General features: G+C 50.4%; 20 protein-coding genes. 11 read left to right on the top strand and 9 right to left on the bottom strand.

Annotated elements, in window-relative coordinates:
- Positions 1-218: 218 nt before the first annotated feature.
- From ACYVC2_RS30870 to glgX, 5 genes are all read left to right on the top strand, one after another.
- Entirely contained in the window at positions 219-932 is a 714-nt protein-coding gene (locus ACYVC2_RS30870; protein ID WP_461109295.1) for an OmpA family protein, read from the top strand.
- A gap of 62 nt (positions 933-994) precedes the next feature.
- Positions 995-1,207, top strand: a complete 213-nt coding sequence (locus ACYVC2_RS30875) for a hypervirulence associated TUDOR domain-containing protein (protein ID WP_461109297.1) — start codon at positions 995-997, stop codon at positions 1,205-1,207.
- A gap of 5 nt (positions 1,208-1,212) precedes the next feature.
- A complete protein-coding gene (locus ACYVC2_RS30880) occupies positions 1,213-1,563 on the top strand; it encodes a DUF3140 domain-containing protein (protein ID WP_461109299.1) in 351 nt (116 codons plus the stop codon).
- A 118-nt stretch (positions 1,564-1,681) separates the two neighbouring features.
- Entirely contained in the window at positions 1,682-2,143 is a 462-nt protein-coding gene (locus ACYVC2_RS30885; RefSeq protein ID WP_461109302.1) for a ferritin-like domain-containing protein, read from the top strand.
- A 143-nt stretch (positions 2,144-2,286) separates the two neighbouring features.
- Positions 2,287-4,416 carry a glycogen debranching protein GlgX gene (glgX, locus tag ACYVC2_RS30890; protein WP_461109304.1) on the top strand — a complete coding sequence of 710 codons (2,130 nt, stop codon included), beginning with the start codon at positions 2,287-2,289 and terminating at the stop codon, positions 4,414-4,416.
- Positions 4,417-4,457: 41 nt separating this feature from the next.
- Here glgX and ACYVC2_RS30895 read toward each other — a convergent pair whose 3' ends face one another.
- The 6 genes from ACYVC2_RS30895 to ACYVC2_RS30920 all read right to left on the bottom strand — a co-directional run bounded on the left by ACYVC2_RS30895 (position 4,458) and on the right by ACYVC2_RS30920 (position 8,747).
- Positions 4,458-5,183, bottom strand: coding sequence for a DUF3891 family protein (locus tag ACYVC2_RS30895; RefSeq protein ID WP_461109306.1), 726 nt, complete (start codon positions 5,181-5,183; stop codon positions 4,458-4,460).
- A gap of 100 nt (positions 5,184-5,283) precedes the next feature.
- On the bottom strand, positions 5,284-5,787 hold the full coding sequence (locus ACYVC2_RS30900; protein ID WP_461109308.1) for a pyridoxamine 5'-phosphate oxidase family protein: 504 nt from the start codon (positions 5,785-5,787) through the stop codon (positions 5,284-5,286).
- Positions 5,788-5,844: 57 nt separating this feature from the next.
- The gene (locus ACYVC2_RS30905; RefSeq protein ID WP_461109309.1) at positions 5,845-6,255 is read right to left on the bottom strand and encodes a four-helix bundle copper-binding protein; all 411 of its coding nucleotides are present in this window, start codon (positions 6,253-6,255) and stop codon (positions 5,845-5,847) included.
- A 30-nt stretch (positions 6,256-6,285) separates the two neighbouring features.
- Positions 6,286-6,462 (bottom strand): hypothetical protein, encoded by a 177-nt coding sequence (locus tag ACYVC2_RS30910; RefSeq protein WP_461109311.1) that lies wholly within the window; start codon positions 6,460-6,462, stop codon positions 6,286-6,288.
- Positions 6,463-6,769: 307 nt separating this feature from the next.
- Positions 6,770-8,242 carry a two-component system sensor histidine kinase NtrB gene (locus tag ACYVC2_RS30915; RefSeq protein ID WP_461109313.1) on the bottom strand — a complete coding sequence of 491 codons (1,473 nt, stop codon included), beginning with the start codon at positions 8,240-8,242 and terminating at the stop codon, positions 6,770-6,772.
- A 64-nt stretch (positions 8,243-8,306) separates the two neighbouring features.
- Positions 8,307-8,747 (bottom strand): response regulator, encoded by a 441-nt coding sequence (locus tag ACYVC2_RS30920; protein WP_461109315.1) that lies wholly within the window; start codon positions 8,745-8,747, stop codon positions 8,307-8,309.
- A gap of 565 nt (positions 8,748-9,312) precedes the next feature.
- On the opposite strand from ACYVC2_RS30920, the gene ACYVC2_RS30925 reads away from it, so the two are divergent.
- Positions 9,313-9,957: a porin family protein gene (locus ACYVC2_RS30925; protein WP_461109317.1), complete on the top strand. Its 645-nt coding sequence runs from the start codon at positions 9,313-9,315 to the stop codon at positions 9,955-9,957.
- A gap of 77 nt (positions 9,958-10,034) precedes the next feature.
- On the opposite strand, the gene ACYVC2_RS30930 is transcribed toward ACYVC2_RS30925, so the two are convergent.
- The gene (locus ACYVC2_RS30930; protein ID WP_461109319.1) at positions 10,035-11,507 is read right to left on the bottom strand and encodes a sigma-54-dependent transcriptional regulator; all 1,473 of its coding nucleotides are present in this window, start codon (positions 11,505-11,507) and stop codon (positions 10,035-10,037) included.
- A gap of 88 nt (positions 11,508-11,595) precedes the next feature.
- Positions 11,596-11,970 carry a response regulator gene (locus ACYVC2_RS30935; RefSeq protein ID WP_461109321.1) on the bottom strand — a complete coding sequence of 125 codons (375 nt, stop codon included), beginning with the start codon at positions 11,968-11,970 and terminating at the stop codon, positions 11,596-11,598.
- A gap of 460 nt (positions 11,971-12,430) precedes the next feature.
- Here ACYVC2_RS30935 and ACYVC2_RS30940 point away from each other — a divergent pair, with 460 nt between their 5' ends.
- The 4 genes from ACYVC2_RS30940 (at position 12,431) to ACYVC2_RS30955 (ending at position 15,131) form a co-directional block, all read left to right on the top strand.
- Positions 12,431-12,598: a lmo0937 family membrane protein gene (locus ACYVC2_RS30940; protein ID WP_405518652.1), complete on the top strand. Its 168-nt coding sequence runs from the start codon at positions 12,431-12,433 to the stop codon at positions 12,596-12,598.
- Positions 12,599-13,049: 451 nt separating this feature from the next.
- Positions 13,050-13,301, top strand: a complete 252-nt coding sequence (locus ACYVC2_RS30945) for a YtxH domain-containing protein (protein ID WP_461109323.1) — start codon at positions 13,050-13,052, stop codon at positions 13,299-13,301.
- A gap of 46 nt (positions 13,302-13,347) precedes the next feature.
- A complete protein-coding gene (locus ACYVC2_RS30950) occupies positions 13,348-13,722 on the top strand; it encodes a YtxH domain-containing protein (protein WP_461109325.1) in 375 nt (124 codons plus the stop codon).
- Positions 13,723-14,000: 278 nt separating this feature from the next.
- A complete protein-coding gene (locus ACYVC2_RS30955) occupies positions 14,001-15,131 on the top strand; it encodes an efflux RND transporter periplasmic adaptor subunit (protein WP_461109327.1) in 1,131 nt (376 codons plus the stop codon).
- Between the two features lie 148 nt (positions 15,132-15,279).
- Here ACYVC2_RS30955 and ACYVC2_RS30960 read toward each other — a convergent pair whose 3' ends face one another.
- The gene (locus ACYVC2_RS30960) at positions 15,280-17,961 is read right to left on the bottom strand and encodes a sodium-translocating pyrophosphatase (protein WP_461109329.1); all 2,682 of its coding nucleotides are present in this window, start codon (positions 17,959-17,961) and stop codon (positions 15,280-15,282) included.
- Between the two features lie 1,137 nt (positions 17,962-19,098).
- Between ACYVC2_RS30960 and ACYVC2_RS30965 the strand changes: the two genes are divergently transcribed.
- Positions 19,099-26,265, top strand: coding sequence for a right-handed parallel beta-helix repeat-containing protein (locus tag ACYVC2_RS30965; RefSeq protein WP_461109331.1), 7,167 nt, complete (start codon positions 19,099-19,101; stop codon positions 26,263-26,265).
- Positions 26,266-26,373: the final 108 nt, after the last annotated feature.

Genomic DNA, 26,373 nt, shown 5'->3' on the forward strand with positions numbered 1-26,373 from the left:
CTCTATCAAATTACTTCTTTTGATCCGACAGTTTAGTTAGCCCTTAAGATAAACTCACCATAAAACTTCCTATCAGTCAACCGGTTAGCCCGACTCCTGTCTCATTTACCAGGCCGGTGCACCAAACTGGTACGAGGTTTGGACAATAGTGGTCAGTACCAAATGTTCACAACACTATGACCAATCAGTTGAACACAGTCGGCACAAAAACCTTTGTCATGCTTTTGACAGCTGGGGTTTTATCCGGCCATGTTTTAGCGGGCTGTAAATCGTCAAAACAACCAATCAATAGTAAGCAAACAGCGGGTAAGTCGGCCAAGAAGCCGCTGAACAAGACACAAAAAGGGGCTATAGTAGGAGCTAGCGGTGGTGCTGTAGTAGGTGCCGTTATCGCTCAGAAAAGTGGAAATACCGCTTTGGGAGCTATTCTCGGGGCAACGGTCGGTGGAGCTGCTGGAGCGGTTATCGGCCGTCGTATGGACAAACAAGCCGAAGAAATGAAGCGGCAGATGCCCAGTGCTCAGGTAGAGCGTGTCGGTGAAGGAATCAAGATCACATTTGGGTCCGATATTCTGTTCGATACCGACTCATACGCTCTTAAACCGGAAACGAAACAGCAACTGGACGACTTTGCCAAAACGCTGAATAAATACGAAGACACTGACATCCGAATCGAAGGGCATGCTGATGCAACGGGCACGGATGATCACAATTTGAAATTATCTAAACAACGGGCCGATGCCGTTGGTAGCTATCTGGAGACGCTTGGTGTCAAAACCTCCCGGATCGCCGAAAAGGGATACGGGGAAGCGCAGCCAGTAGCCGACAACTCGACGGAGGCTGGTCGCCGAAAAAATCGCCGGGTCGATGTAGCTGTGTTTGCCAACAAGAAGATGCAGCGCGACGCTCAGGACGGTAAGCTCGGTGATTAATTAGGGTACGGTCTGGCTAACACAGATGCTTCAGGTCAGATGAATGTCAAACGATAAATAAAATGGCTACGGTGAAAAAGGGCGATAAAGTCGAATGGAACTACGGCAAAGGCAAAGGCCAGGGCACCGTAGCGGAAGTTCATCAGGACGATGTGCAGCGTAAGGTTCAGGGCGCCACGGTAAAACGGAAAGGCTTTAAGGAAGAACCGGCGCTGGTTATCGAACAGGGCGACAAGAAGGTCATTAAATCGGCCAGTGAGGTCAGCAAAAAATAACGAACATGGCAACGACGACCACGCTTGACGACCAGGCAAAAAAGACAATTCGGACGGAATTCGGCAGCGTCGTGAACATGTCGGCTTCGCAACTGGAAAAATGGCTCCAGACCGATGAGTCGAAGGCTGTAGGGCAGAAGAAGGACGGAAGCGACGAATCGATCGGTCATCAGTCGGGTAAGCACATTATCCGGATTCTGGGTAAAAAAGTCCAGGATCTATCAGACGATGACTACTCGCACATGGAAAAAGTAACCAGCTATGTCAGACGGCACAGCGCTCAACGACCCGATCATGTTGCGGGTTCCAACTGGGCATATTCTTTAAAAAATTGGGGTCACGATCCCGAAAAGTAAAAGCGGTTAGCGGGTGCGGTCGGGCCGGCAACGGTGACCCCTGCGAATGGCTTTCTGATTTACTCAACAACGGAAAAATTAATAAGTACCATCAGTTACCTACTAAACAAAACACGTTATGAATGTCAATGTGAAAGAAACCCGGGGTGAGATACTGGACCAGTTGAATCGACTGCTAAGCCTCAATCGGGATGCGGAGAAAGGCTATCAGGAAGCCGCCGATAATGTCAAGGACAATGAACTGAAAAGTCTGTTTTTGACCCAGTCACGGCAGCGGGGCGAATTTGCCCAGGAAATCGACCGTGAAATTCGGGCGCTAGGCGGAGAACCTGATAACAGCACCAGCCTGGCCGCTGATCTGCACCGGGCCTGGATCAACATAAAGGCAACCTTTACAAGCGACGACGATAAGGCAACCGTACAGGAATGCCATCGAGGAGACAAAGAAGCCCTGGAGGACTACAATACCGTTCTTCAGGAAACGGACTTAGCAGCCAGTACGCGGGAGTTATTACTTCGCCAAAAACAGAGCATCGATACCGCGAACGCGTCGATGGCTCGCCTGGCCTTGGTAGTGTAGTGAATGGTGGGATTGGAAAGCCTGCTTCCCTTGGAAGCAGGCTTTTTTGTGTTGATACACATATGAAAACAATCCTTATCAACGCCCGGTTAGAGTAGATATCGGGCTTCTAAAGCCAACACATTTATTTTCATGTTTTACCGATGAGCACACCTTCTAAAGCAGATAACGCTTCTGATACAATCCAGTCGAAACCAGGTAAACCCTATCCGCTCGGTGCTACCTACGACGGCGAAGGAGTCAACTTCGCCCTGTTTAGCGAAAACGCCACAGCTGTTAATTTGTGCCTGTTTGATGCCAAAGATCCTGGTCAGCAGACAGCTTGTATTCCTCTGGTCGAACGGACCGAACTGGTATGGCATATTTACCTCGACGGGCTGCAACCTGGTCAGCTCTATGGGTTTCGGGTCGAAGGCCCGTACGACCCGCAGGCTGGCCACTTCTTCAATTCGAATAAGGTAGTACTGGACCCCTACGCCCGGGCTATCAATGCGCCAATCACTCACAATGACGACTGGCTAGGATACGACCGCCACAAGCCTACCTCCAGCGAGGAAGGAACGGATGAATACCTGGAGATGAGCCCGGTAGACAGCGGCCCGACCATTCCTAAAAGCGTAGTCGTCGACCCTATGTTCGACTGGGGCAAGGACACACCGCCGGGTACGCCCCTGCACCGGTCCGTCATTTATGAAATGCACGTAAAAGGATTTACGCATTTGCATCCAACCATGAAAGAAACCATTCGTGGTACGTATGCGGGCGTTGGAGCACCGGAAAGCATCGATTACCTTAAAAAACTGGGAATTACGGCGGTGGAACTGTTACCCGTTCATCAGTTCACGGACGAAAGCTACTGGGGATATAACAGTATCGGTTTTTTTGCCCCCCAGAACACCTATGCCTCTACTGGCATGGCAGGTCAGCAGGTTGTCGAGTTCAAGCGGATGGTCAAAAACCTGCACGCAGCCGGCATCGAGGTTATTCTGGATGTGGTGTATAACCACACGGCCGAAGGCAACCAGTTGGGTCCTACCCTATCGTTCAAAGGCATCGACAATCGGGTGTATTATCATCAGGTAGGCGATAAACCCGAGTACTACATGGATTATACGGGCACCGGAAACACCTTTAACCTGAGCCATCCGCGAGTGCTTCAGCTCGTTATGGATAGCCTGCGGTATTGGGTGACAGACATGCATGTCGACGGGTTCCGTTTCGATCTGGCTTCGACGCTGATCCGCACCGACGAAGAGTCGGGCAGTGTGTCCTCCTTTCTGGATACAGTGGCTCAGGACCCAATTCTGGCGCAGGTCAAACTCATTGCCGAACCCTGGGATATTCAGTCGTATCACGTAGGTGGTTTTCCCGTACGGTGGTCGGAATGGAACGGCAAATACCGCGATACGCTCCGGGCTTTCTGGAAAGGCGATAGTGGCAAGGCGGCTGAAACCGCCCTCCGGCTCCTCGGTAGCCCCGATCTGTATGCCAACGACGGTCGCTCACCAGCCAATAGTATCAACCTGATTACGGCCCACGACGGCTTTACGCTCAATGACCTGGTGAGCTATAACGACAAGCATAATGAAGCCAATGGCGAAGACAACCGCGACGGTGCCAACGATAACCTGAGCTGGAACTGCGGAGCCGAAGGACCTACCGACGATCCGGCGATTAATGAATTGCGCGAGCGTCAGAAACGAAACTTCCTGACGACCATGCTGCTCAGTCAGGGAACACCCATGATCGTAATGGGCGATGAATGCGGGCGCACCCAACATGGTAACAACAACGGCTATAACCAGGATAGTGAAATAAGCTGGATGGACTGGCACTGGCAGGAAAAGCAGCAGGCACTGTTCGAGTTTACGAGCCAGTTGACCGCTCTTCGCCAGGAAATTCCTTTACTAAGCCGACGCAAATTCTTCGGAAGTGAGCAGGTCGCTTACTTACACGCCGAAGGGGGTGAGCTTACCAACGATGATCTGAATAATCCGGAAACGCATTGCCTGGGCTTGTTCATCGATGGTATGCGCATTGAGGAACAGACCGAAGATGGGCAGGACATCGGCGATGAACAACTCTTATGGATTCTGAACGCATACTGGGAGGATATTCCATTTATGCTGCCTAAAATCGGGCGTAAGAATTCGCAATGGGAGATTATTCTGGACACAACCACAGGACAGATTTATCCTAAAAATGAGCCGCTCAGGGGTGGTCATCCGGTTACGGTAACCGCCCGCTCCTCGATGCTGCTGCGCGTTAAATAAGGTAACGGCCCCCAGGAAGTAAGTTTCTGGGGGCCGTTACCTTATTTTTCAAATTTCCATTCTTTCAGCTCGATAGGCGCACTCTGCATCAACGTATACAGTTCTTTGTCGTCTTTGAAGACCAATTGCTGGAGCTGAAACGTTTCGACATGAACCGAAAATTCAGCCGTATCGAATGGCCAGGGATCGATGCAGACGCTTCCGTTGCGACGTTGCAGGATATAGTAGCTGATACCGTCGGGCCCTACACTGACTTCCAGACGGCGCTCATCGGGCGGCAGTTGCTCCATACACAGGATCAGTGAAAGCGCATCGAACCATTGCAGGAATGCATACGCATACTGAGCTTCGGCTTTAGAGGCCTTCCACTGTTTCCGCCAGTGAGTCTGGTTAGCGGTCTGTTGGTCCAGAAAGGTATCCAGCTCTTTGTCGGTACCGCGTTTGGGCTCGTATAAAAATGAGGTGTGCATCGACATCAGCAGCGCATTCCAGCGGCTTTTCTGCAACCCGATCTGGATAAGGTTGCGGCACTGAGCCATCGAATACTGGAGGATCTGAAAATGGAGCGGTCCGCCAGCTTTGGTCAAGTGGTTGTGCCCTTCCCAGGTATCCTGCCCGTCGTCGTGTTCCGTCAACGCGATCAGTGTCTCTGCCCAGTGAACCGGACGGTTGGCTAATGGCCAGTGAAGAGCCAGTTGCACGGCCAGTAATCCGTGGGCTTGCTGGTTGATCACCTGCCAGCCCGTGTCTGTTTGTGTAACAATCATAAGAAAAGAGCCCAGAGCACTCCAGCAAAAAAGGCGAAAAGGAAGTAAGAAGTCCCTTTCGCCTTTTTTGCTGGAGTGCTCTGGAGCAGAGTCAGCCCGATTAGTTATATACCTTTTGGTTCTCGCCCATTTTGGGAGGATTACCCGTAATGGCAGCGGTGGCTTGCTGAAAAAACCGAACCATTTTGCTGTCGCTGGCGCTCCAGTATTCGGCCATGTCGGTATGTACTTTCAGCATCACCAGCTCTGGATCATCTTTTCCTTCAGGAAACCAGGCCTTAGCCTGCGGATTCCAAAGTTCATCGATTTTAGCGCGGTCGTCCAATTCCTGGGCTCTTCCCGAAATTGACACGTAGTCGGCGTCGCTTACTGAAGCAAAGGATAAATTGACCCGCTGGTCGTTCTGTTCGATTTGCTCTACTTTAGGCGACGACCGCTTGGTAAAGAACCAAATCGATCCATCTTCATCGACCTGTAGCGCGGCCATGGGTCGGCTGACCAGATTTCCTTGTCCGTCGATGGTCGTCATCATCGCCATGCGAATATCGCCGACCAAATCGCGGACCTTTTCTAGTTGGCTGTTAGCCTGTGGTTTCGTTTCCATAACGTTATTATAAAATCAATACCCGACAGCTTCTCAAAACGGGCAGTCAGCTATCAACTAGTTATAAAGAGTTTGCCGTACGTCGATTCCGTAGAATATAGAAGCCGGGGTCACGGATGGATTGGGGGTTTCGGTCACCAGCGCCATGTCCAGGATAGCAATGCAGCTGTGGATGGTTTGCTGGCATAGCGCATATATCTGCTGGCAACGCTCCGAACTAAACTGGCTTAATTCCTGTGCGCATTTTTCGCACACCTCGATGCAGGCCTTGGCCAGCAGACGGGCATTTTCGGAACCCCGCACGTAAAGCGCAGACAGATGCCGGCACATATCGGCACAGTCGAGGCTCAGGAAAATACTGCGATACCAAGTCTCAATATCTTCGGCATTCGAGCATTCGGTTGCAAATTCGTTACAAACGGTAGCGCAGGTTGTCAGAGAATCGTAAATATTCTTTTTCCAGATCATGGCAGTGTAGGTTTATTCAGTTGATAAGCTTCAGGCGTAAAGGGGTTGTTCCATCAGTGGCCACATCTGTCCCCCGGAGCGCGCCCATCGTCGGGCCGCATCCACACTCATGGAAACCACATGCTGTTTGTCGAAACGACCTTGTTCCAGCAGTTGATTCGCAATCTCAATCGCTTTAGCTCGGGTGCTTGGGTTGAGAGACCGCATAGCAGACGGAAAGTGTGTTGTAGACCACATGGCGATAGAACGGATTAGTTCAGATATACAAATCGTATAGCTTTAATTATGCCATTTTCTAACGGCTACCAGCCAACGAAATACAGCTATTACCAACTTACTGTCTTTCAGTAACTTATCAACAAGTAGCTTTATGCGTTTAAATTTTTCGTTTAGCCAGTCTGCCAGACTCTGTGGAATTCGACAACAGGTGGGGATATTTTTACCCGCTCTTTTCCACAAAAAAACCAGCTCTTGCCGGAGCTGGTTTTTAACCAAGTAGTAAGTAATCGAAACACTATTTCGGAAAGTACAGCCGGAACGTCGTTCCCTGACCGACCTGACTTTCTACATCGATAGAGCCTTTATGACTATTTATAATATTCTGCGTAGCTGTCAGACCTAATCCCATACCGCCCGACTTTCCGGTGAAAAATGGATCGAACAGGCGCTGACGATCGGCCTCACTGATTCCTCCGCCATTGTCGCTGACTTCCACATATACCCGGTTGTTTTCCGTACAACCTGTTCGCACCATCAGAACGCCTTTTCCTTCCTGCATGGCCTCAACGGCGTTGACTAAAATATTGAGCAACGCGGTTTTTACCTGATCGCGGTCTAGCAAAGCGGTGCAGTCATCGGCAGAAAAGTGGGTTTCAAGCCGCATCCGTTTCAGTTTGATACGGTCGCTGACAAGCCGCAGCGTTTCTTTGACAACCGCGTTGAAATCCTGTTTCTTCCGGTCAAGGTCGCGCGGCTTGGACGAATTGAGCATTTCGGTGATCAGTTGCCCAATTCGATCGACGTTGCGCCCGATGATGTCCGTAAACATCGTGACGTATTCACTATCGGTATCGAGTTCATCTTTGAGTTGCTCCAGGGCCAGGCTCAGGTTAGTAAGCGGGTTACGCACTTCGTGGGCAATACTGCGTGCGATTTTACCCGTCATACTCAGTTTTTCGGCCAGAATCAAATCCTGCTGTGCGCGCTTCTGGTCGGTGATATCCCGAACGATTCCCTGATACCATTCAGGCTTGCCGATCAGGTCTTCCACCGCCCAGACGGAAATCTGACAAATGCGCTTGCGGCCGTTCTGGTGGAGCAATGTAGTTTCGAAATCTTTAATCTGGCCGTGCTCCCGGACGTTGAACCGTAGCTTGCGCAACTGATCCAGATCGGCAAAAAGACGAGCTGGATTCAGCAGGCGAAGTTCTTCGCGACTATAACCCAGTAACCGTTCGACGGAGGGGTTTGCATCCTGAAAGTGAAGTTCGTTGTCGGTTACGAAAATCGCATCGATGGAGCGCTCAAACAGCGTTCGGTATTTATTTTCCTTCTGAGCTACTTCGGCTAGCACACTGGCCTGACGCAGGGCATACCGAATACTGCGGCCCAGCAATTGAGCATCAATACGGCCTTTAACCAGGTAATCGGCAGCACCCAGCTCCAGCGCCGACTGGTCGACCGTCAGGTCGTCCTGACCCGTGAGTAAAATCATGGGGGCCCGGCAACCGATCCGAAATGCTTCCTGAATCAGCTCGATACCGGTATATGGTCCCAGACGATAATCGACGAGAAAAACATCGTACTTGCCGCTCCCGATGGCTGTCATCGCCTGCTCGTAATTATCGACCCAGTCGAGTTTGATCGTACTATTTTCTTTAGCCGAAACCAGGGCCTTGGTCAGCAGGTAGTCGTCTTCGTCGTCTTCAATGAGCAGAACGCGAATGGTTTCTTTTTCTTCAATAACATCGAGTGTGATGGGTATCATAGGCAGCGAAACGACAGATCGTCGTCAGTGAGTGGTAAGCAGCAGAAGATTAATCGGCATTTCCTCAAGGCAATTTAACGGTATCCAGCCAATACGTTTTTAGGGCACCGACCATTTCAACCAGCCGATTGAAATTAAAGGGCTTTGTCACGAATGAATTGACGCCCAGGTTGTAGCTTTTCATCACATCTTCATCATCCGATGAGGTAGTCATAACAACCACCGGTAACCGACGCAGGATCGGATCCTCTTTAATTTCGCTCAGCGCCTGCAGGCCATTTTTTCGGGGCATATTCAGGTCCAGAATCAATAAGTCAGGCCAGGGTGCATTGTGCTCATTATAACGACCTTCCCGACGGAGGTAGTGCATTAACTCTTCGCCATCCTCAACAAACTGGATAACCTGGCTATAGCCACTCTGTCGGAGTGCCCTATCCATAAATAACCGATCGTCTATATCATCATCGGCTATCAGGATGGTCACAGACGCAGGCTTACGGTGCATAGAATTAGTAAGTACAAACGATCAGAAGTGGTTGGGGCACGCTGGGCTGTTCACTAACCAAACGGTGCGTATGTTCCTTCCGAGATTACGGTAGATCAACAAGAATTTGCTTCGTTCAAAAATAGCTAAAAACCATAAACTATATTTCTTTTATAGACAATAAATTATGGTTAAATCAGAACTGGCCGTGGTTATCCGATCATTCTGCATTCACAACTGATTTATTGATCGATACGCCTACTCATCTTCGCTTTATCTTCCCTCCAAACTTTATACCTGGTGTAGAAAGCAGTTTGCTGGCCCTATAGCCGTTGTTCAATCTGAGCGTTCTGCGTAGCTTCTTGCCAGGAGAGACAGTTTGTGAGCGTCTACAAATTGGGGATTTTTTTACCCAAAAGCTGACCATTAATAAGTAGGCAATCGAATTCAGAAAAATCATCAAAACCCGTATAATCCAATAAGATAGGCCTTTTCAGAGCGTTTTAAGGGGATTTGGCACGAATTTAACACATTATTAAGTGGCAGACCTGCTTTAGGAAATTTGCCATTAACTCATTTCTGTGTTATGAAAACATACGTAAAAACATTCATTGCCGCTACGCTTTTATCGGTCATTTTATGGAGCCTGAATCCTGCTGTTTCAATGGCCCAGGGCACTGTACGTACGGGAATAAAAGGTGGTCTTAACGCTAGTTCGCTGTTCTACGATAGTCAGGGGGCTACAAACAAGAACGAGCGCATCGGTTTCCACGTAGGCGTATTTGCGCAGGCACCCATCGGCGAATTTTTTGCGATTCAGCCCGAATTGCTTTACATGACCAAAGGCGCTTCAGCCGATTATAACTTTGTCGGCTTTCAGGGCCGGAATACCTTCAAACTGAATTATGCCGAGTTACCGGTACTGGCTACGTTTAAATTAGGCAAGGCGGTAGAACTGCAGGCAGGTCCTTATGTATCGTATCTGCTCAATTCCAACATCAATACGAATGGAGATTTCGGCACCGGGTCGTCGGCCATCAATCGGGATAACTTCAACAAAATCGATTACGGTCTGGCGGGTGGTCTGAACCTGTATTTTGGGAAAGCCTTTATCGGCGCTCGTTATGAACAGGGGCTACAGCGAATTGCCGAAAGTGGCGGGGCCCGCACGCTGCTGGGCAATGCTAAAAACAGTGTCGGTCTGCTCTCGGTTGGCCTCAGCCTGAACTAACCAACGCGTCAGCAAAAACGAAGAGGGCGATAAAGCTACGTTAGCTTTATCGCCCTCTTCGTTTCAATGCATTTATTTTACAGGTGTATATCGTATGCTTTAAGTTTGTTGTAGAGCGTTTTTCGGTCGATGTTAAGCACTTCGGCCGCCTTTGTCTTGTTGTAACCTGTCTTCTCCAGCACTTTAAGAATAGCTGCCCGTTCGGCATTTTCAGAAACCGATTTCAAATTGGCTGCCGACTGGCTAAACACCGGTACACCAGGTCTGGCAGGATCGTAGTTGATCTGCACATTCTCGACGCCCGCATCACTCGGCGTCAAGTACTGGGGCGAGACAATTTCCTGAGGCAGCACATCGGCTTCGATATAATCCCCTTTCGTCAGCAGTACGGCCCGCTTGATCACGTTTTGTAATTCGCGCAGATTGCCGTGCCAATAGTAGTTTTTCAGCTTCTCTTTGACGTCTTCCTCAAAGCCCAGAATGTCTTTCTCCAGTTGCTGATTAGCTAATTCCAGAAAATGATCAGCGAAGATCATTATATCGGCCTTTCGCTCACGAAGGGGAGAAAGGTGCATCTCGAATTCAGCGATTCGGTGGTATATGTCTTCGCGGAACTTTCCCTGACGAACAGCTTCACGAAGGTCTTCATTGGTCGCTACGATGATCCGTACATCGACGGGAATATCCTGATTACTACCGATCCGACGAATTTTTCGCTCCTGCAACACCCGAAGCAGCTTGATTTGATTATCGTAGGAAAGATTGCCGATTTCGTCCAGAAAAATGGTGCCGCCGTTCGCGAATTCGAAGCTACCGGCTTTGTCGGACATAGCCCCGGTGAATGAGCCTTTGACGTGTCCGAAGAGCTCGCTACCGGCCAGCTCTTTGCTTAGAGCACCACAGTCGATCGCGACGAAAGGTTTATCGGCCCGTTTACTTTTTAAATGAACGGCATTGGCCACGAACTCTTTACCGGTGCCGGTTTCGCCCGTGATAATGACCGACATGTCGGTGGGCGCGATTAGATCGATATGTTCCTGAAGCTGTTCCGCTACGCGGCTTCTACCGAAAATAAACCGTTTTCCATCGGGAGCCAGACTGGCTTTGGCCGATGCCGATTTGGTTGCTGTGGCTTTGGTTGTTGAGGGAGTAGAAGGCGTTGTGCTTTTGGCCTGATTCATCGCCTGCATACGTCGTTCAAGGGCCGCTTTGATCGTGTACAGGATTTCGTCGGGATAAAGCGGCTTGGTTACGTAGTCATAGGCGCCATGCTTTACCGTCTGCACGGCCATCCGGACATCGGAATACCCGGTAATAATAATAACGGCCGTTGTGGGATGCATGACCTTAATTCGGCGAAGCATCTCCAGGCCGTCGATATCAGGAAGTTTAAAGTCGCAGATAACCAGTTCAAATGCTTCCCGACGTAACAGCGCAAGCCCATCGTCGCCCCGCTGTACCGACGCGGTTTTATACCCTTGCTTACTCAGAAAACGCTCCAGCAGCAGGCATATATCATTATTATCGTCAATGATCAGAATTTTTTCCATGAAGAGGAGTACACTTACTCAGACAGCCCATGCTCAGCAAGTATGCACTTATGAATATGCCTATTGGTGGCTGTATGAACAAAGTTACTCAAACCTGAATGGTTTGCAAAGCCATCTCGACCGATCGCCGGGTAAAGGGTTTACCAATAAAATAATCGGCTCCCTGCTCCGTTGCCCGCCTGCGTTCGGCCTGTCCATCGAAGGCACTGATCATAATTACTTTGGCTTCGTGTTGGTCCTCTTTGATATGGGGAAGGAGGTCAAAACCAAGACCATCAGGAAGATTCAGATCTAGAAAAACAGCGTCAAATCGCTGTGTGTTCAGACACTGGCGACCTTCTTCTATAAAATGGGCGCAGGTAGGCTGGTAGCCCAGGCGTCGTAATAATCCCGATAAGAGTAGACAAATATCAGCTTCATCATCTACTATCAACACGCGTTTTGCAAGCGTTGCTGTATTCATTACGGCTGGTCTGTATGGCTGTCCCGCGCTAACCCCTGTTGTCATTCTCACCACGGCTAGTGTTCGTTACTTGTGTGTTCACGCTACACGATCTCTGTACAAAATATGATGCCGAAACTGTAGGGTTATTCCAAATCAGGTAGTTATACGTAGTAAAGCTCGGTATATTAACCACTTGCGAATGTTCTCTTATAAATCGTATGTATATTATTCCTCTGGATTATGCGTCTTTTTTCTACGGTAATTCTACACCTGTAGAATTTAATCTACACTTTTCAGCACAGATAAGTTAGCTAGTTGCGATTACTTGATTCAGGCATCCATACCATTTAAGACCTCATTTACAAGCGTATAGAGGCAGCCGCCGAATTTATGACGATTTCTTACGACGTTTGGCACAACTTTTTCTAATAGAATTGTCGATTGCGAGATAGCTTATTCTGATTTACTCAATATAGTCATGGGAAACCTCCTTTACACGATTGCTGTCATATTGATTATCATTTGGCTCCTGGGTTTTTTAGGTGTCTTGGGAACCGGTATCGCCAGCAGTAGTCTGATTCACATCCTGCTGGTTATTGCAGTGATTGCGATCATTCTGCGTCTCATTCAGGGTCGTGGCGTTTGAGGGCAAGACACAACGAACAAGAAATATAATCCTGCAGCGCTTACACAGTTGCAGACTCGATATTCCTAACACGGTTAGGCGCAGGTTGACCTGCAGAACTTCATTTTAGGTTAAGTACAAGTTACGGTGGGTACGGAATCCCTGCGCCAGATTGAGCGCGGGGATTTTTATTTGGTCGATTAGTGACGATGACCCGACCAGGCTGTCGTAAACGCTAACGATTTCTGCTCATCAGTACAGCCGGTTCTACAGTATGGGGCAGTCAGCTGGCGTAAACTGTGGACGCTCTGTAGAAAAAAATCCTCATAAGTCGTTAGTAAAATCAGCGGGCAACCTGTAGTTAATTATCTTACTAACAGAAGATTAACACTATTTTTAGAGAAATGGTACAGTATTTTCTAGCCTATTCGCAACATTGGTATAGTCAATCATTCACAAACGATTAGAAATCATGAAATCACTACCCGGAGTATTAGTGGGGTTAGCATTTGGCGCAGTTATCGGTATTCTTCTGGCTCCAGAAAGCGGTAAGAAGACCCGCAAACGCATCTCCTCGGAGTCGGATTCATTCTTTAAAGATCTTCAGGATCAATTACAATCCGGCCTGGACAACATCAAGAGCCAGTACAATGATTATATTGATGCGGCCGCCGATAAAACCAGTGACCTCGTTGGTCAGGCAAAACGGAAGGCCAAGCAATAGTTTACCAATAACTACACGTAAAAGACTCACCTAAAAACAAAAAACAATGAGAAGCACACGAGATTTTCTGACCGGTATCATCACCGGAGTTGTCATCGGCATCTTAACAGCCCCACGCAGTGGCAAAGAAACCCGCGACAAACTAACCGAAGAAGCGAACAAACGAACAGGCGATCTGAAAGATCAATGGGAGAAAGGTGTTTCTCAGGTAAAAGAAGGCTTTGAGCAAGCGAAAACTCAGGTAAGTGAGTATACCGACAAAGCGAAAGAGCAATACAATCAGTATAAAGATCAGGCTCAGGCTACTCTCAACAAAAATAAAGAAGAGTTTAAAGATCAATACAACGATAAAGTAGACCAATTAGCCGACGATGCCAAATCCGGTGTCGACGATGCCAAGTCATCTGCTAAAGTCAGCTAGGTATAAGTACCCAGCTACTCCAATTTTCTTACATACTCAACGTTCTTGAAAAAAGGCCCTCCCTGGATAGTCATCCGGGGAGGGCTTTGCTTTGGTATGGGTTTAATCGTCTTTTAATTCTTGTTTAAGAAGCCTTTAACTGCCATTTGAGACCTTTGTCAGGGAAATAAATTCTTATGCAAAGGCACTCGTTCATTTGGCCTTCCGGCGGGCTACGCCCTTGGCGGAAGCCGGCTAGTGAAAAGTACTTAATGGGTCTACAGGAAAGCTTATCAAACATGATCGTTCAAAAAAATAACCGTTCCGTAGCCAGGCTTCTACGCCATCAGGGGTTAGTCGCTTCGGTCTGCCTGTGCCTGCTGGGCGGCTCGATGAGTTGTGGGAGCGCGGCTAAAACAGATGAACAGCCGACGGCCAAGGGGCATCATGAAAATAATCTGCTGGCAACGGCAACCTTCGATACCGCCCGACTGGAAAAAACTCAGAATGAGTTGAACCTGACCGGCAAAATCACTTTCAACCAGGATCAGGTCGTCAAAGTGTTCCCGCTGGTCGGTGGCCATATCGAAACCCTGAAAGCGGACCTGGGCGACTACGTAAAAAAAGGGCAGATTCTCGCCGTCATTCGTTCGGGCGATCTGGCCGATCTTGAGCAGCAGGCCGTTGCCGCCCGGGGCGAACTGGCCGTAGCCCAGAAAAATCAGCAGGTAACGGAAGATATGACCAAAGCGGGACTTAGTTCCCAGCGCGAACTGGTTGCCAGCCAGGAACAACTCCAGGCTGCCAAGGGCGAATTGAACCGGGTAGCTGAGCGACGGCGAATTGTCGGCGGCAATGGCTCCGTATACCTGGTAAAAGCACCAATGAGTGGTTTTATCGTAGAAAAAACCGCTTCTCAAGGTATGGAACTTCGCTCCGATGATCCGGAGAACCTATTCACCGTATCGAATCTGGATCGGGTCTGGGTGTTAGCTAATGTCTACGAGTCAGATCTGGCTAATGTACACGAAGGCGACCCGGCAACTATCACCACCATTTCGTACCCCGATAAAATTTTCCACGGCCGGATCGACAAGATTTTCAACGTGCTGGATGCCGACAGCAAAACCCTGAAAGTACGGGTTACGCTCAATAATGCCGATTACCGACTGAAGCCCGAAATGTTTGCAAACGTAAGCGTGACGTATGCTGGCCATGATCAGCGGACGACCATTCCGGCTAAAGCCGTTGTCTTCGACAAGAACCGCAATTTTGTCGTAGCCGTCAATAAAGAGAATCAGCCCATCGTTCGGGAAGTCGACATATACAAAACTATCGGCCCGAAAACGTATTTGGCCGGTGGGCTGGCTCCCGGCGATCGGGTCGTCACGACGAACCAATTATTGATATACAACGCTTTAGGCAACTAATTCTGCGGCCTAACTGCATTTTCATACCAACTACTGGGTACAAAAAAGGCGGCTTTTCATGAAAAGCCGCCTTTTTTGTGTAGAACCTGTTCAAAATTTCCTCTTCTCAAGTAGTATAGAAAGCGCAAACAGCCTTCCGATCAACAACTCATTTTTTCGTCACCCGTATCGAGATCCGGCGATTCTGCGCCCGGCCTTCTTCCGTATCGTTAGAAGCCACCGGGTGTTCCTGCCCGTACCCTTCCGCTTCCAGGCGACCTTTGTCGATATCCATTTTCTCTAGTTCGACCCGCACCGAATTCGCCCGGTCCTGCGAGAGTTTGAGATTGCCGGCCGCTGGTCCGGTATTATCCGTATAACCGCCCAGTTTGATCGCTACGGCGGGATAGGCTTTCAGAATCTCGGCAATATTTTTCAACTGCTCCTGCGACTCGGGTTTCAACGTAGCGCTGCCCGTTTCGAAAGTTAGCCGGTCGAAGTCGAACCAGGTTTCCTTATCGACGGGTTTGTCGCTTTTGATAAACCCCAGCAGTTTATTCTCGACTCCAAACTCAGGAATATTCAGTTCAACCCCACTCGTCAGCTTCTGAAGGCTGAACTGGCCGAGCTTCGCATTAGGTGTGCTAACCTTGTTATTGTCGGCGGCTGTCGACTCCTCGAGCGGAACCTCCGTACCGGCGGCTTCTTTCCCCTCCAGCTTGTAGCCTGGTGTATCCGACGACTGAACAGCGATGTAGGGAGCAATGACCAGCGACACGATCGACATCAGTTTGATCAGGATGTTCATGGATGGACCGGATGTATCTTTGAACGGATCACCAACGGTATCGCCCGTTACCGACGCTTTGTGCGGCTCTGACTTTTTATAATAAGTCTGCCCGTTAATCTCCACTCCTTTTTCGAATGATTTTTTTGCGTTGTCCCAGGCGCCACCGGCGTTGTTCTGAAAAATACCCATCAACACGCCCGAAACCGTTACACCAGCCAGCAGGCCACCGAGCACTTCCGGCCCGAAGATAAATCCGACAATAACCGGCACCGTAAGCGCTATAGCGCCTGGCAGGACCATTTCGCGGATGGACGCCTGCGTCGAAATGGCCACGCACTTATCGTACTCTGGTTTACCCGTACCTTCGAGAATACCCGGAATTTCGCGAAACTGCCGGCGGACTTCTTCGACCATTTTCATGGCCGCACGACCCACGGCGGCAATAGCCAGCGAGGAGAATATAAACGGAATCATGGCCCCTACGAACAGCCCGGCCAGCACATCGGCTTTATAAATATCGATGGCTGAAATTCCCGAAATACCGACAAAGGCAGCAAACAGTGCCAGCGCCGTTAGAGCCGCCGACGCAATGGCAAAGCCTTTACCAGTTGCCGCGGTTGTGTTACCCACTGCATCCAGAATGTCGGTACGACCCCGCACTTCTTCGGGCAGGTAGCTCATCTCCGCAATCCCACCGGCATTATCGGCAATGGGTCCGAAGGCATCGATAGCCAATTGCATGGCTGTTGTGGCCATCATACCCGCAGCCGAAATGGCTACTCCGTACAGACCCGCGAAGTGGTAGGACGTGTAAATTCCGGCGGCCAGCACCAGTATAGGAAGTACAGTCGATTCCATCCCGACCGACAAGCCGCCGATGATGTTAGTAGCCGCACCCGTTGCCGACTGGCGAATGATGGACAGTACCGGCCGACGCCCCATAGCCGTATAGTATTCCGTAATGGACGACATCAGAGCACCAACCACCAGACCGGTAACGATGGCGTAGAAAACGTCCATACGGTTAAATTCCACCCCGCGAATTTCCATTGTAACATCGGGCAGGTAGCTTGTCACCAGAAAGTACGATGCCACCAGCGTCAGCGCGATAGACGCCCAGTTACCCAGATTCAGAGCGCCCTGTACACTCCCGTTATCGTCTTTTACCCGTACGAAATAAGTAGCGATGATCGAGAAGATCAGACCCAGACCAGCGATCACCATCGGCAGTACGATCGGCGCATGCCCGAAAATATTCGCGTCTGCCGGAATCCGGATTTCGCGCCCCAGAACCATCGTAGCCAGGATCGTAGCGACATACGAGCCAAACAAATCGGCACCCATACCGGCTACATCGCCTACGTTATCCCCCACGTTATCGGCAATGGTAGCCGGATTGCGCGGATCATCTTCGGGAATACCCGCTTCTACTTTACCAACAAGGTCGGCGCCAACGTCGGCAGCTTTGGTATAAATACCACCGCCTACCCGGGCAAAAAGCGCAATCGATTCGGCACCCAGCGAAAAGCCAGCCAGCACTTCGAGGGTTCGCTCCATGGGTAGGCCATTTACATCACCTGTAGGGCTTACGTAAAGCTGATAAAGGATGATAAACAAGCCGCTTAGGCCCAGTACCGCCAGTCCGGCCACACCGATACCCATAACCGAGCCGCCCGTAAACGATACGTCGAGGGCGCGGGTCAGACTGGTGCGGGCGGCATGGGCCGTGCGAACGTTTGCCTTGGTGGCAATCGTCATACCGATGTAGCCGGCCAGCGCTGAAAGGAAAGCGCCCAGTATGAATGACAAGCCAATAAGCGGACTCGAGTTTTCGACCAATGTACCCGAATAACCAAGCAGAATGGCTACGATAATTCCAAAATACGTGAGCACACGCCACTCGGCTTTGAGAAAAGCGATGGCTCCATCGGCAATATATCCGGCAATTTCCTGCATCCGGGCATCGCCTGCCTCCTGGCGCGAAACCCACATAAACTTCGTAAACATCACCAGCAGGCCAACAACACCCAACAGGGGAACCAGATAGACACTGTAATTCATGCGATTAAGTAAGGTTTTAGAAACGTGAACTGCTCGCAAAGATAGAATTTGACTGTGCATTACCAACCTGAAAAACTGCCTTTTTTGACTTTTTTCGAGGATAATTGAGGTTTTTTGAGGAGTTTTTTTCGGCAGTCGTTCGAACTCGGAAGCGGTAGAATGAGTGTGTAGATTGAAAAGAGAAAGTAGTTCACTAATTGCACCGTTCCTATTCAGTCCGTATCGATGCCTGCTCCCTTACGTCTGATTTGACTTTGTAGCCGGTCGCGAACAGCCTCGTTCGTTAGTTTCGTCAATATGCTGGTTACGCCCAAGCGTATGGGTAAAGACAAGAGCCGGCCTTTCGTCCGACAAACCGTAAATCGCTCTGGACCTGGCAGGGAATTAGTCGGGTTATTTCGGCAACTGAAGGAGTGGCGCAAGCTTCCTTCAAAAAATGTTTGGCAGTTGCCAGAAGTGGGTTTCGTTATCCTTATTGAACACGACCCCGATACGGCTGATTTGTGGTAGTCTATCTAATAAGTTTAGGCATCGATGAAAAAAATATCTATCGAGATAAGCCATATATCCATAAAAAAAGCGGACGAAATTCTGTCGATTTTTCAACTAAGCAAACAGCCATTATTCTTTAATAGAATTATAAGTTTTGTTAACAAATACTATATTATAAATTTTAATGATAACATAATTTTATAGCTTAGAATGAAATCGTATACATGATTGATAATCATTAACTTATGCTTTGTATACATGATAGTTTTAGGGTAATGATGTTCAAATTCAAATCAATAAATTAAATAAAATTTTAGTGTTTTAATTAGCAGTAATTAATAATTACGATCTACTTATATATCCTCGTTTTACCCTCCTCTCCAATTTATGATTATGTGCCTTCAAAGCTCTTTTGTTACCAATATGACCTAAACAAGTAATACTTGTATTCAAAACTTATAATTAACACCTATAGCAAAGCTTTCTTCCGTCTATACCAATCTAATTTCTTTTCACTTAATCCACAATTTCATGAAGCATGCGTACCCTTTATTTCCCTTCTGCCGACTATTCAACAGGACGGCTACCTTACATCCCCGGTTTGCTGACGCTGCTCAGGAAGCCGCAACATCTAACCCTTACGCTATGAAAACTTCTTTTACTAGACGTATTTGTTACGCTTTGCTTCTGCTGACAACAGTATGGGCATCCACAGCCAGGGCGCAGGTATACCAGCATAATTTCAATAACCTTTCGAATCCGCCGGGCAGCCCCATGACAGCAGCCCCCACTGCGCTGAACGCCAATATTGTCTCCTCCCAGTGGACATCGGGTGCGGGTACGTTCGGTAGATCCTCCTTCAACGGAGCTGATGACTATGCCCTGGGCAACACGAATGCCGCTACGTTTACCCTTACCCTGACTGTAGCACAAGGGTATTCCATGGCGATAAGCAGTGTATCGCTGCAACACAGAACCTTTGCCGTCGACGCAACGTACAAACTGCAGGTTAATGGCGCCGATTATGGCTCTCCTTTTCTGATTAAAACGTCAACCTCCAGTACGACTCAGACCGCTGCAGCCTCGAATCTGGCGGGTACGGTTACTGTAACGCTGGTATATGTCAATAATGCGGGAGGGACAACGTCCAACACGGCCATCGATGATTTTACGATCAACGGTACAGTTACTCCCCTAACTACCTTATGGGTTAATGACAACAGCATCGCCGACGGCGGTTCTACTACCGCTGTAGGGAATGATAATAACGCCGGAACGCAGGAGTCGCCTTTTCTGACCCTTGGGAAGGCCATTGCCATAGCCCAGGCGGGTGCCACGATCAAGGTCGATCCGGGCACTTATTCGGAAGACATTACCGTCTCGAAATCGCTGACCATCAGCGGTCCTAATGCGGGTGTAGCGGGTACGTCGGGATCTCGGGCCACGGAAGCAAAGCTGGCCGACGGTACGATCAGCGTGTCGGGCACGGGCAACGTAGTTATCGACGGGTTTCATATTTACCAGACCAATAACACCCAGAATATTATTCAACTGGCGGGCGAAACGCCGGTAACATTCCAGAATTCGAAACTGGAGCGGGTTGGTACCACACCGGGACAGACGGTCCGTGCCATCGTTACCTCATCGGGAAGCGGGGTAAAAACGATTGCGAACAACCTGTTTACGGGCTCAGATACGGGCGGCTTATTTAGTAACCACGTTACCTGGAACAATGGCATTTACATCAATGGCTCAGCCAGTACGGTGAATGTGACGGGCAACACGTTCGAGAAAATACGGTCGGCCCTGAATCTGGACGATTATAACCCGGGGGTCAACATTTCGGGCAACACCTTCAATCCAAACGGTACGGACATTTCGTTTGGTGGAGCAACTCCCACCAGCGGGGCGCATACCCTGGGCGCGAACACCTTTTATCGCCCGCTCGATGGCCTCATTAACCTGAGCAATGTCGATAACACATTCCGGCTGGACATCAGTTCATCGACCTTCACGGGTACTAACTTCAACACGTCTACGCTAGCCGATCTGTTCGGCATTGAGACGACCATCTATCACCGGGGGCGGTCAAACCGGAAAGGCCTGGTTTACTACAAAACCGGTAATCAGTACGTCGTCAATACGCTCACGACCCTTCAGTCGGCGGTCGATTATGGAGCCACTAACGATATTATCCACGTCAGCACCGGCACCTTCAACGAAGAGATCACGGCAAATAAAGCCCTGACCTTCGAGGGTGCCAACGTGGGCGTAGCGGGAAATGCATCGCGCACAACCGAAACGATCATCAGTGGAAACAACGGGGCTCATGCCGGCTTTGTCGTAACGGCCAATAACGTCACCATCGACGGTTTTACGATATCGGGGGCAGGGGGCACATACGGCGCAGGGGTCTATAGCAGTCCAACGACCAGCGGTCTGGCGCTGCAGAACAACATTCTGACCGACAACGTTATCGGCGCTTACCCATCCTCCAACGGCGCGTCCTCGGTGAAGCATAACCTGTTCAATGCCAACAACCGGGCAGGTGCGGCCGGTGGGGCAGGTATTTACGTGGAAGCTACCAATGGACTGACGGTTGAAGACAATGAGTTTAAGGGACATACGACCAATTCGGCGGTCATCTTTGGGGCCTCGGCTGCCAATGCCCATCAGAATCTGACCTTCACCAAAAACTACATCCACGACAACAACGACGCCAACTCCATGGTCTACCTGCTGGGGTTGAGCAATAGTACGATCAGCTACAACACCATCCTGCAGTCGGGCGCTACGGCAATCAAAGTGGCCGGTGGCAACGCGGGTGTCAGCATCCTGAACAATATGCTCGATGGCAATACCACGGCGATCAAGCTTCAGAATGATGCGATTGGGCCTAATACGGGTATCCAGGCGCATAACAATAGTCTGGTCAGCACCAAATCGATCGATAACCTGGACGCGGCCACCGTCGACGCGAGCTGTAACTGGTACGGTAGCAGCGTGCCGGGGGACATAACGGCCAAGATTTCCGGCCCGGTAACCTACGCACCGTATACGACGGTTGGCACGGATGGCAACGGCAATGCTGCCGGCTTCGAACCGGCCCCCAATAGTTGCACAGCACCCGTTCGGAACATCACCCAAAATAAGTACTTCGCCACCATTCAATCGGCAATCAATGATCCGGTTACCGTTAATGGCGACGTCATCGAGGCCAGCAATGGTACGTTCAACGAAGACGTGCTCATTACCAAGTCGATCACCCTGCAGGGAGAATCGCGCAATGGAACCATTGTGAAGGGATTGCTGAAAGATGGTACGCCAGCGACGGCTGCCGCCAGTGCCCGGACTATTATCGTCGCTACTGACAACGTAACGGTTAAAAACCTGACCATTACCCGCGACTACGGCGGCAACCAGGCTGGCTGGAACGCTTCTCAGAAAACCGAGGGGATTATTATCGAGAACAAAGACAACCTGACTATCGATAACGTGCTGGTAGTGGACAACCGCAACGGTGTCTACCTCCATAATACGAAGAACTCAGTGGTCAAGAATTCAGAAGTTATTGCCAACCGCACAGGCTTCCAGGTCTGGGGGCCGCTGGATAATGATCAGATTATCAATAATATCATTACGGGCAATTTTACCCATGGTATTCTGTTCAACTTCGATCAGGGTCCGACTAGTGCGCCCGGCATGAAGATCAGCAACAACAATATCAGCGGCAACTGGTACAGCCAGATCAATTTCCAGCGCAGTTCTGGCACACCAGCGGGCAACGTGGGTGATTTCAGTACGCTGGATCTGAGCTGCAACTGGTACGGCGCCGTGCCAACCGCAACAGTAGGTGCTGTGATCGTACCAGGTTACACGGCTCAGACTACGTCTCAGTTCGGTGGTATGGCACCAGCTACTACCCTGTACATCGCTGGGGAAGAGGCTGCCGGTAAAAACTATGCTCCGTATCTGAATAATGGAACGGATAACGACCCATCGGCAGGCTTTCAGCCCGTACCCAACAGCTGCGTAGCACCCGTCAGAAACACAACGCACCCCAAATACTTTGCCACCATCCAGTCGGCAATAAACGACCCGATTACTGTTAATGGCGACGTGATTGAGGCAATGAACGGCACCTACAACGAAGACGTGGTTATTACCAAGTCGATTACCCTGCAGGGCGAATCCCGTGACGGGACTATTGTGAAAGGGTTGCTGAAAGATGGTACACCGGCAACTGCTGCCGCCAGCCCCTATTCATTTGTCGTCAATGCCGATGATGTGACGGTGAAAAACCTAACCGTTACCCGCGACTACGGCGGCAACCAGGCTGGCTGGAATGCGTCCCAGAAAAGCTATGGACTTATCATCGAGAACAAAGACCGGTTGACAGTCGATAATGTACTGGTAGTAGACAACCGCAACGGTGTCTACCTGCACAACACTAAGAACACGGTTGTTAAAAACTCTACCATTCGAGCCAACCGTACCGGTTTTCAGGTGTTTGGTCCGCTGGACAACGTTCAGATTATAAACAACTTCATTACGGGCAACTTCACCCACGGATTCCTCTTCAACTTCGACCAGGGTCCGACCAGCGCACCCGGCATGAAGATCAGTAACAACAATATCAGCGGCAACTGGTACAGCCAGATCACCTTTCAGCGTAGTTCTGGCACACCAGCGGGCAACGTGGGCGACTTCAGTACGCTGGATCTGACTTGTAACTGGTACGGAGCGGCACCGACTACCACGGTCGGTACTGTAAGCGTGCCGGGCTATACTGATCAACTCACCTCACAGTTCGGTGGTAACGCCCCCGCCACTACCCTCTATATAGCCGGGGAAGAAGCGGCCGGCAAGAACTACGTCCCCTTCCTCAACAATGGAACGGATAACGACCCAGCGGCAGGCTTCCAGCCGGTGCCGGGTAGCTGTGCATCACCGGTGCACAACATCACGCGCTCGAAAGACTTCGGTACTATCCAGGCCGCTATCAACGATCCGGCTACCCAGCCTGGCGATGTGATCCGGGTAGATGCCGGTTCATATTCTGAAACCTTGTCGATCACGAAGAATCTGATCTTCGAAGGTGCCAACCGGGACGTTTGCGGTACGACCACCCGAACGGCCGAAACCGTTCTGGTAGCCCCCGCTACGGCAACGGGCCTGATTTCACTGAGCGGTCCGGTGAGCGTCACATTCAACGGGTTTAAAATTGATGGTCTGGGCGTGGCTTATCTGAACGACTACGGCCAGAACCTGACAATCAACAACTCGGTCTTCGAGTTGGACTTCATTCCCGCCCAGAACAACCTGTATTCGAACGCGGGGTCGGTAAACCTGAACTGCAATTATTTCAAAGCAATCGCGGGTACGAACGACGGGAGCGCTTCCCACATCTTCATCGGTCACGGAGCGCTGACGGCCACCAACAACAAATTTACGTCGGAGACGGCCATCGGTGGAATTACACCTTCGTCAAACAGCCTTCCGGTATGGCTCAACCTGACAGCGGATGCCAATAACCTGTCGGTGCAGAACAACGAGTTTACGAAAATAGACATCGGTATTCTGCTGGCCGCCAACGCCGGAAACGCGGTTATCCAGAACAATGAATTCAAGGAAGCAAAACGGGATGCCTATGCTTCGGGCGCGGGTTACGGAGCGGGCATTGCCTTCTTCGAAAACTACACGCCCGCTGGACCGGTAGCGATCCGGAACAACAAATTCAGCAGTAGCGAAACTGGTATCCGTACCTCTGCCGGTGGTGTCGGGCCTTATACTTTACCAGCAACGAATCTGCTGACGGTCTCGTACAACTCCTTCGAGTCTATCACCGTAGCCGCCGTTCGCCTGAGCGACGCTTACAACGCCAGCGCCAACAAGCTGAACGCGCTCTGTAACTGGTACGGTGGCGTAGTTGGCCCAACGGTGAGTACCAACGCAGGTGCTTCGGGAACATCGCCCATCGTCGACGGTGGAAATAAGGTGCTCTACAAAAACTGGCTTGGATACGGCAATGACGCCGATGCAGCGCTGGGCTTCCAGATACCGACGGGTGTTTCGGTGGTGCCGGGCAACAACGTCAGCCAGGCCGAAAACAACTACCGGGTGCTGAGTAACGCGGTAGGGTGTCTGGTTAGTGGCCAGACGCTGACCCTGAGTGGTACGTTTGACTGGACCCAATCGATTGCGCAGGCAGAATGGGCAAAAGGTAACAATGGTGAAGCCGGTGACGGTGTCGGTTCGTATACCGGTACGGGCGATGACTATACCATCACGGCTCCGACCAATGTCACAAACGTAACGATAACGGCCGCTTCGCTGGGCAGCGCTACGATCCTGGGACCGGGCGACCTGCCGGGGGTTTCGCTGGAAACACCGCTGTTCCTGAATGCCAACACGCCAACGAGCAGCTTCAAAAACTGGACGATCAGCAATCTAACCTTCAACGGGTTCGACACATCGATCGATCTGGATAACAACGGTGGTCCGGTGGATGCCTACGATAATCTGAAAATAACGAACAACGAAATCCGGATTCCGGCAGACCTGAACGCGGTAGAGGCCATGGCCGATGACATTCAGAACCTGGGAATTTACTATACGTTCGGCAAAAACATCGAGATCAGCGCCAATAAGATCTACATGGATGGTAGCGGCCAAAGCGCAGATGCTACGTCGAAATATGCCACCACGGTCGGGATTCAGAGCGCAACCAGTGGCGGCACGGCGTACGACGGACTGAAAATCATAAACAACCAGTTTGTAGTTACGGGGCTTCCCAAAGCTACCCAGCCCGCCATTATCCGGGGCATCTGGGAGAATGGGCATAACAAGGATGCGTCGATCACCATCAGTGGTAACAAGTTCACGAACGAGAATGCCGGCAACACCGGCGACGTAAACCGGCAGCTAGCCTTCTGGGTCACGTCACGTTCGGGAGCCTCTCACAGCGTCGTGTATCAGAACAACGAGGTAAGCGGCTACAACACCGGTATCGCCTGGTTAGGAGGGCCCTATACGACCTATTCGGCACCAGATTACGAAGCCGATGCAACGCCGGTTCAGATTCTGAACAACAAGTTCGATGGCGTTAGCAATGCGGTCGTGGTTCGCAAGTCGGCGGCTAGTGCCAATACCGGTTCGCCGGCTGTTATCCACAACAACAGCTTCACGAATTTGGTCTACGCTGGTTTCGACATTACCAATGCGTCGATGGGCACGACCGACGCGACCTGTAACTGGTTCGATCATCGTCCGGAAGTAAGCATCACGGGCGGTGGCGATGTGACGTATCTGCCCAGACTGACATCGGGCACGGACGAATCCGGCGATACAGGTTTCCAGCAGGCCAACCCATCCTGTTCGAGTCCGTCCGATCTGTCGCCCCGTCTGACCGTAAGTCCGTCTACCCTGAATGGCAACCGTGCTTTGACCGCCGTCGTCGAAGTGTTCAATCTCGGAGATGCGCCTACCAGTGGAACGATTACCGTTTATGTCAGCAAGCAATCCAGAGTAACATTCACGTTCCAGGCAGATGCAACAACGGTTAACAACCAGCCTGTCCAGAACGGATCGTGGCAATTCGACGGAACGTCCAATGCCAATTTCTACATTCTGACGACTACCGCTACGATTGCCGCTGGTGACAAGCTTTCGTTTGGGCTGAATGGCAACATCACACCCAATGGCACGTCGGGTAAGCTTTCGTTCGGCGCATCGGTGGTGCAGGGTAGCGGTAGCGAACTGGATGCCGACAATAACAGCGACGTAGACAGCGCTGAATCGTTCGCGCAATAAGCCGTGTAGCCCTGCGCTACCTGATTCGCAGGAATGTTTCTTTAGGAATCCCCGGATGGTCATGCCATCCGGGGATTTTTTTTGCGTGTATCCGTAATACATCGGCTA

This window comes from Spirosoma koreense (assembly GCF_054777875.1).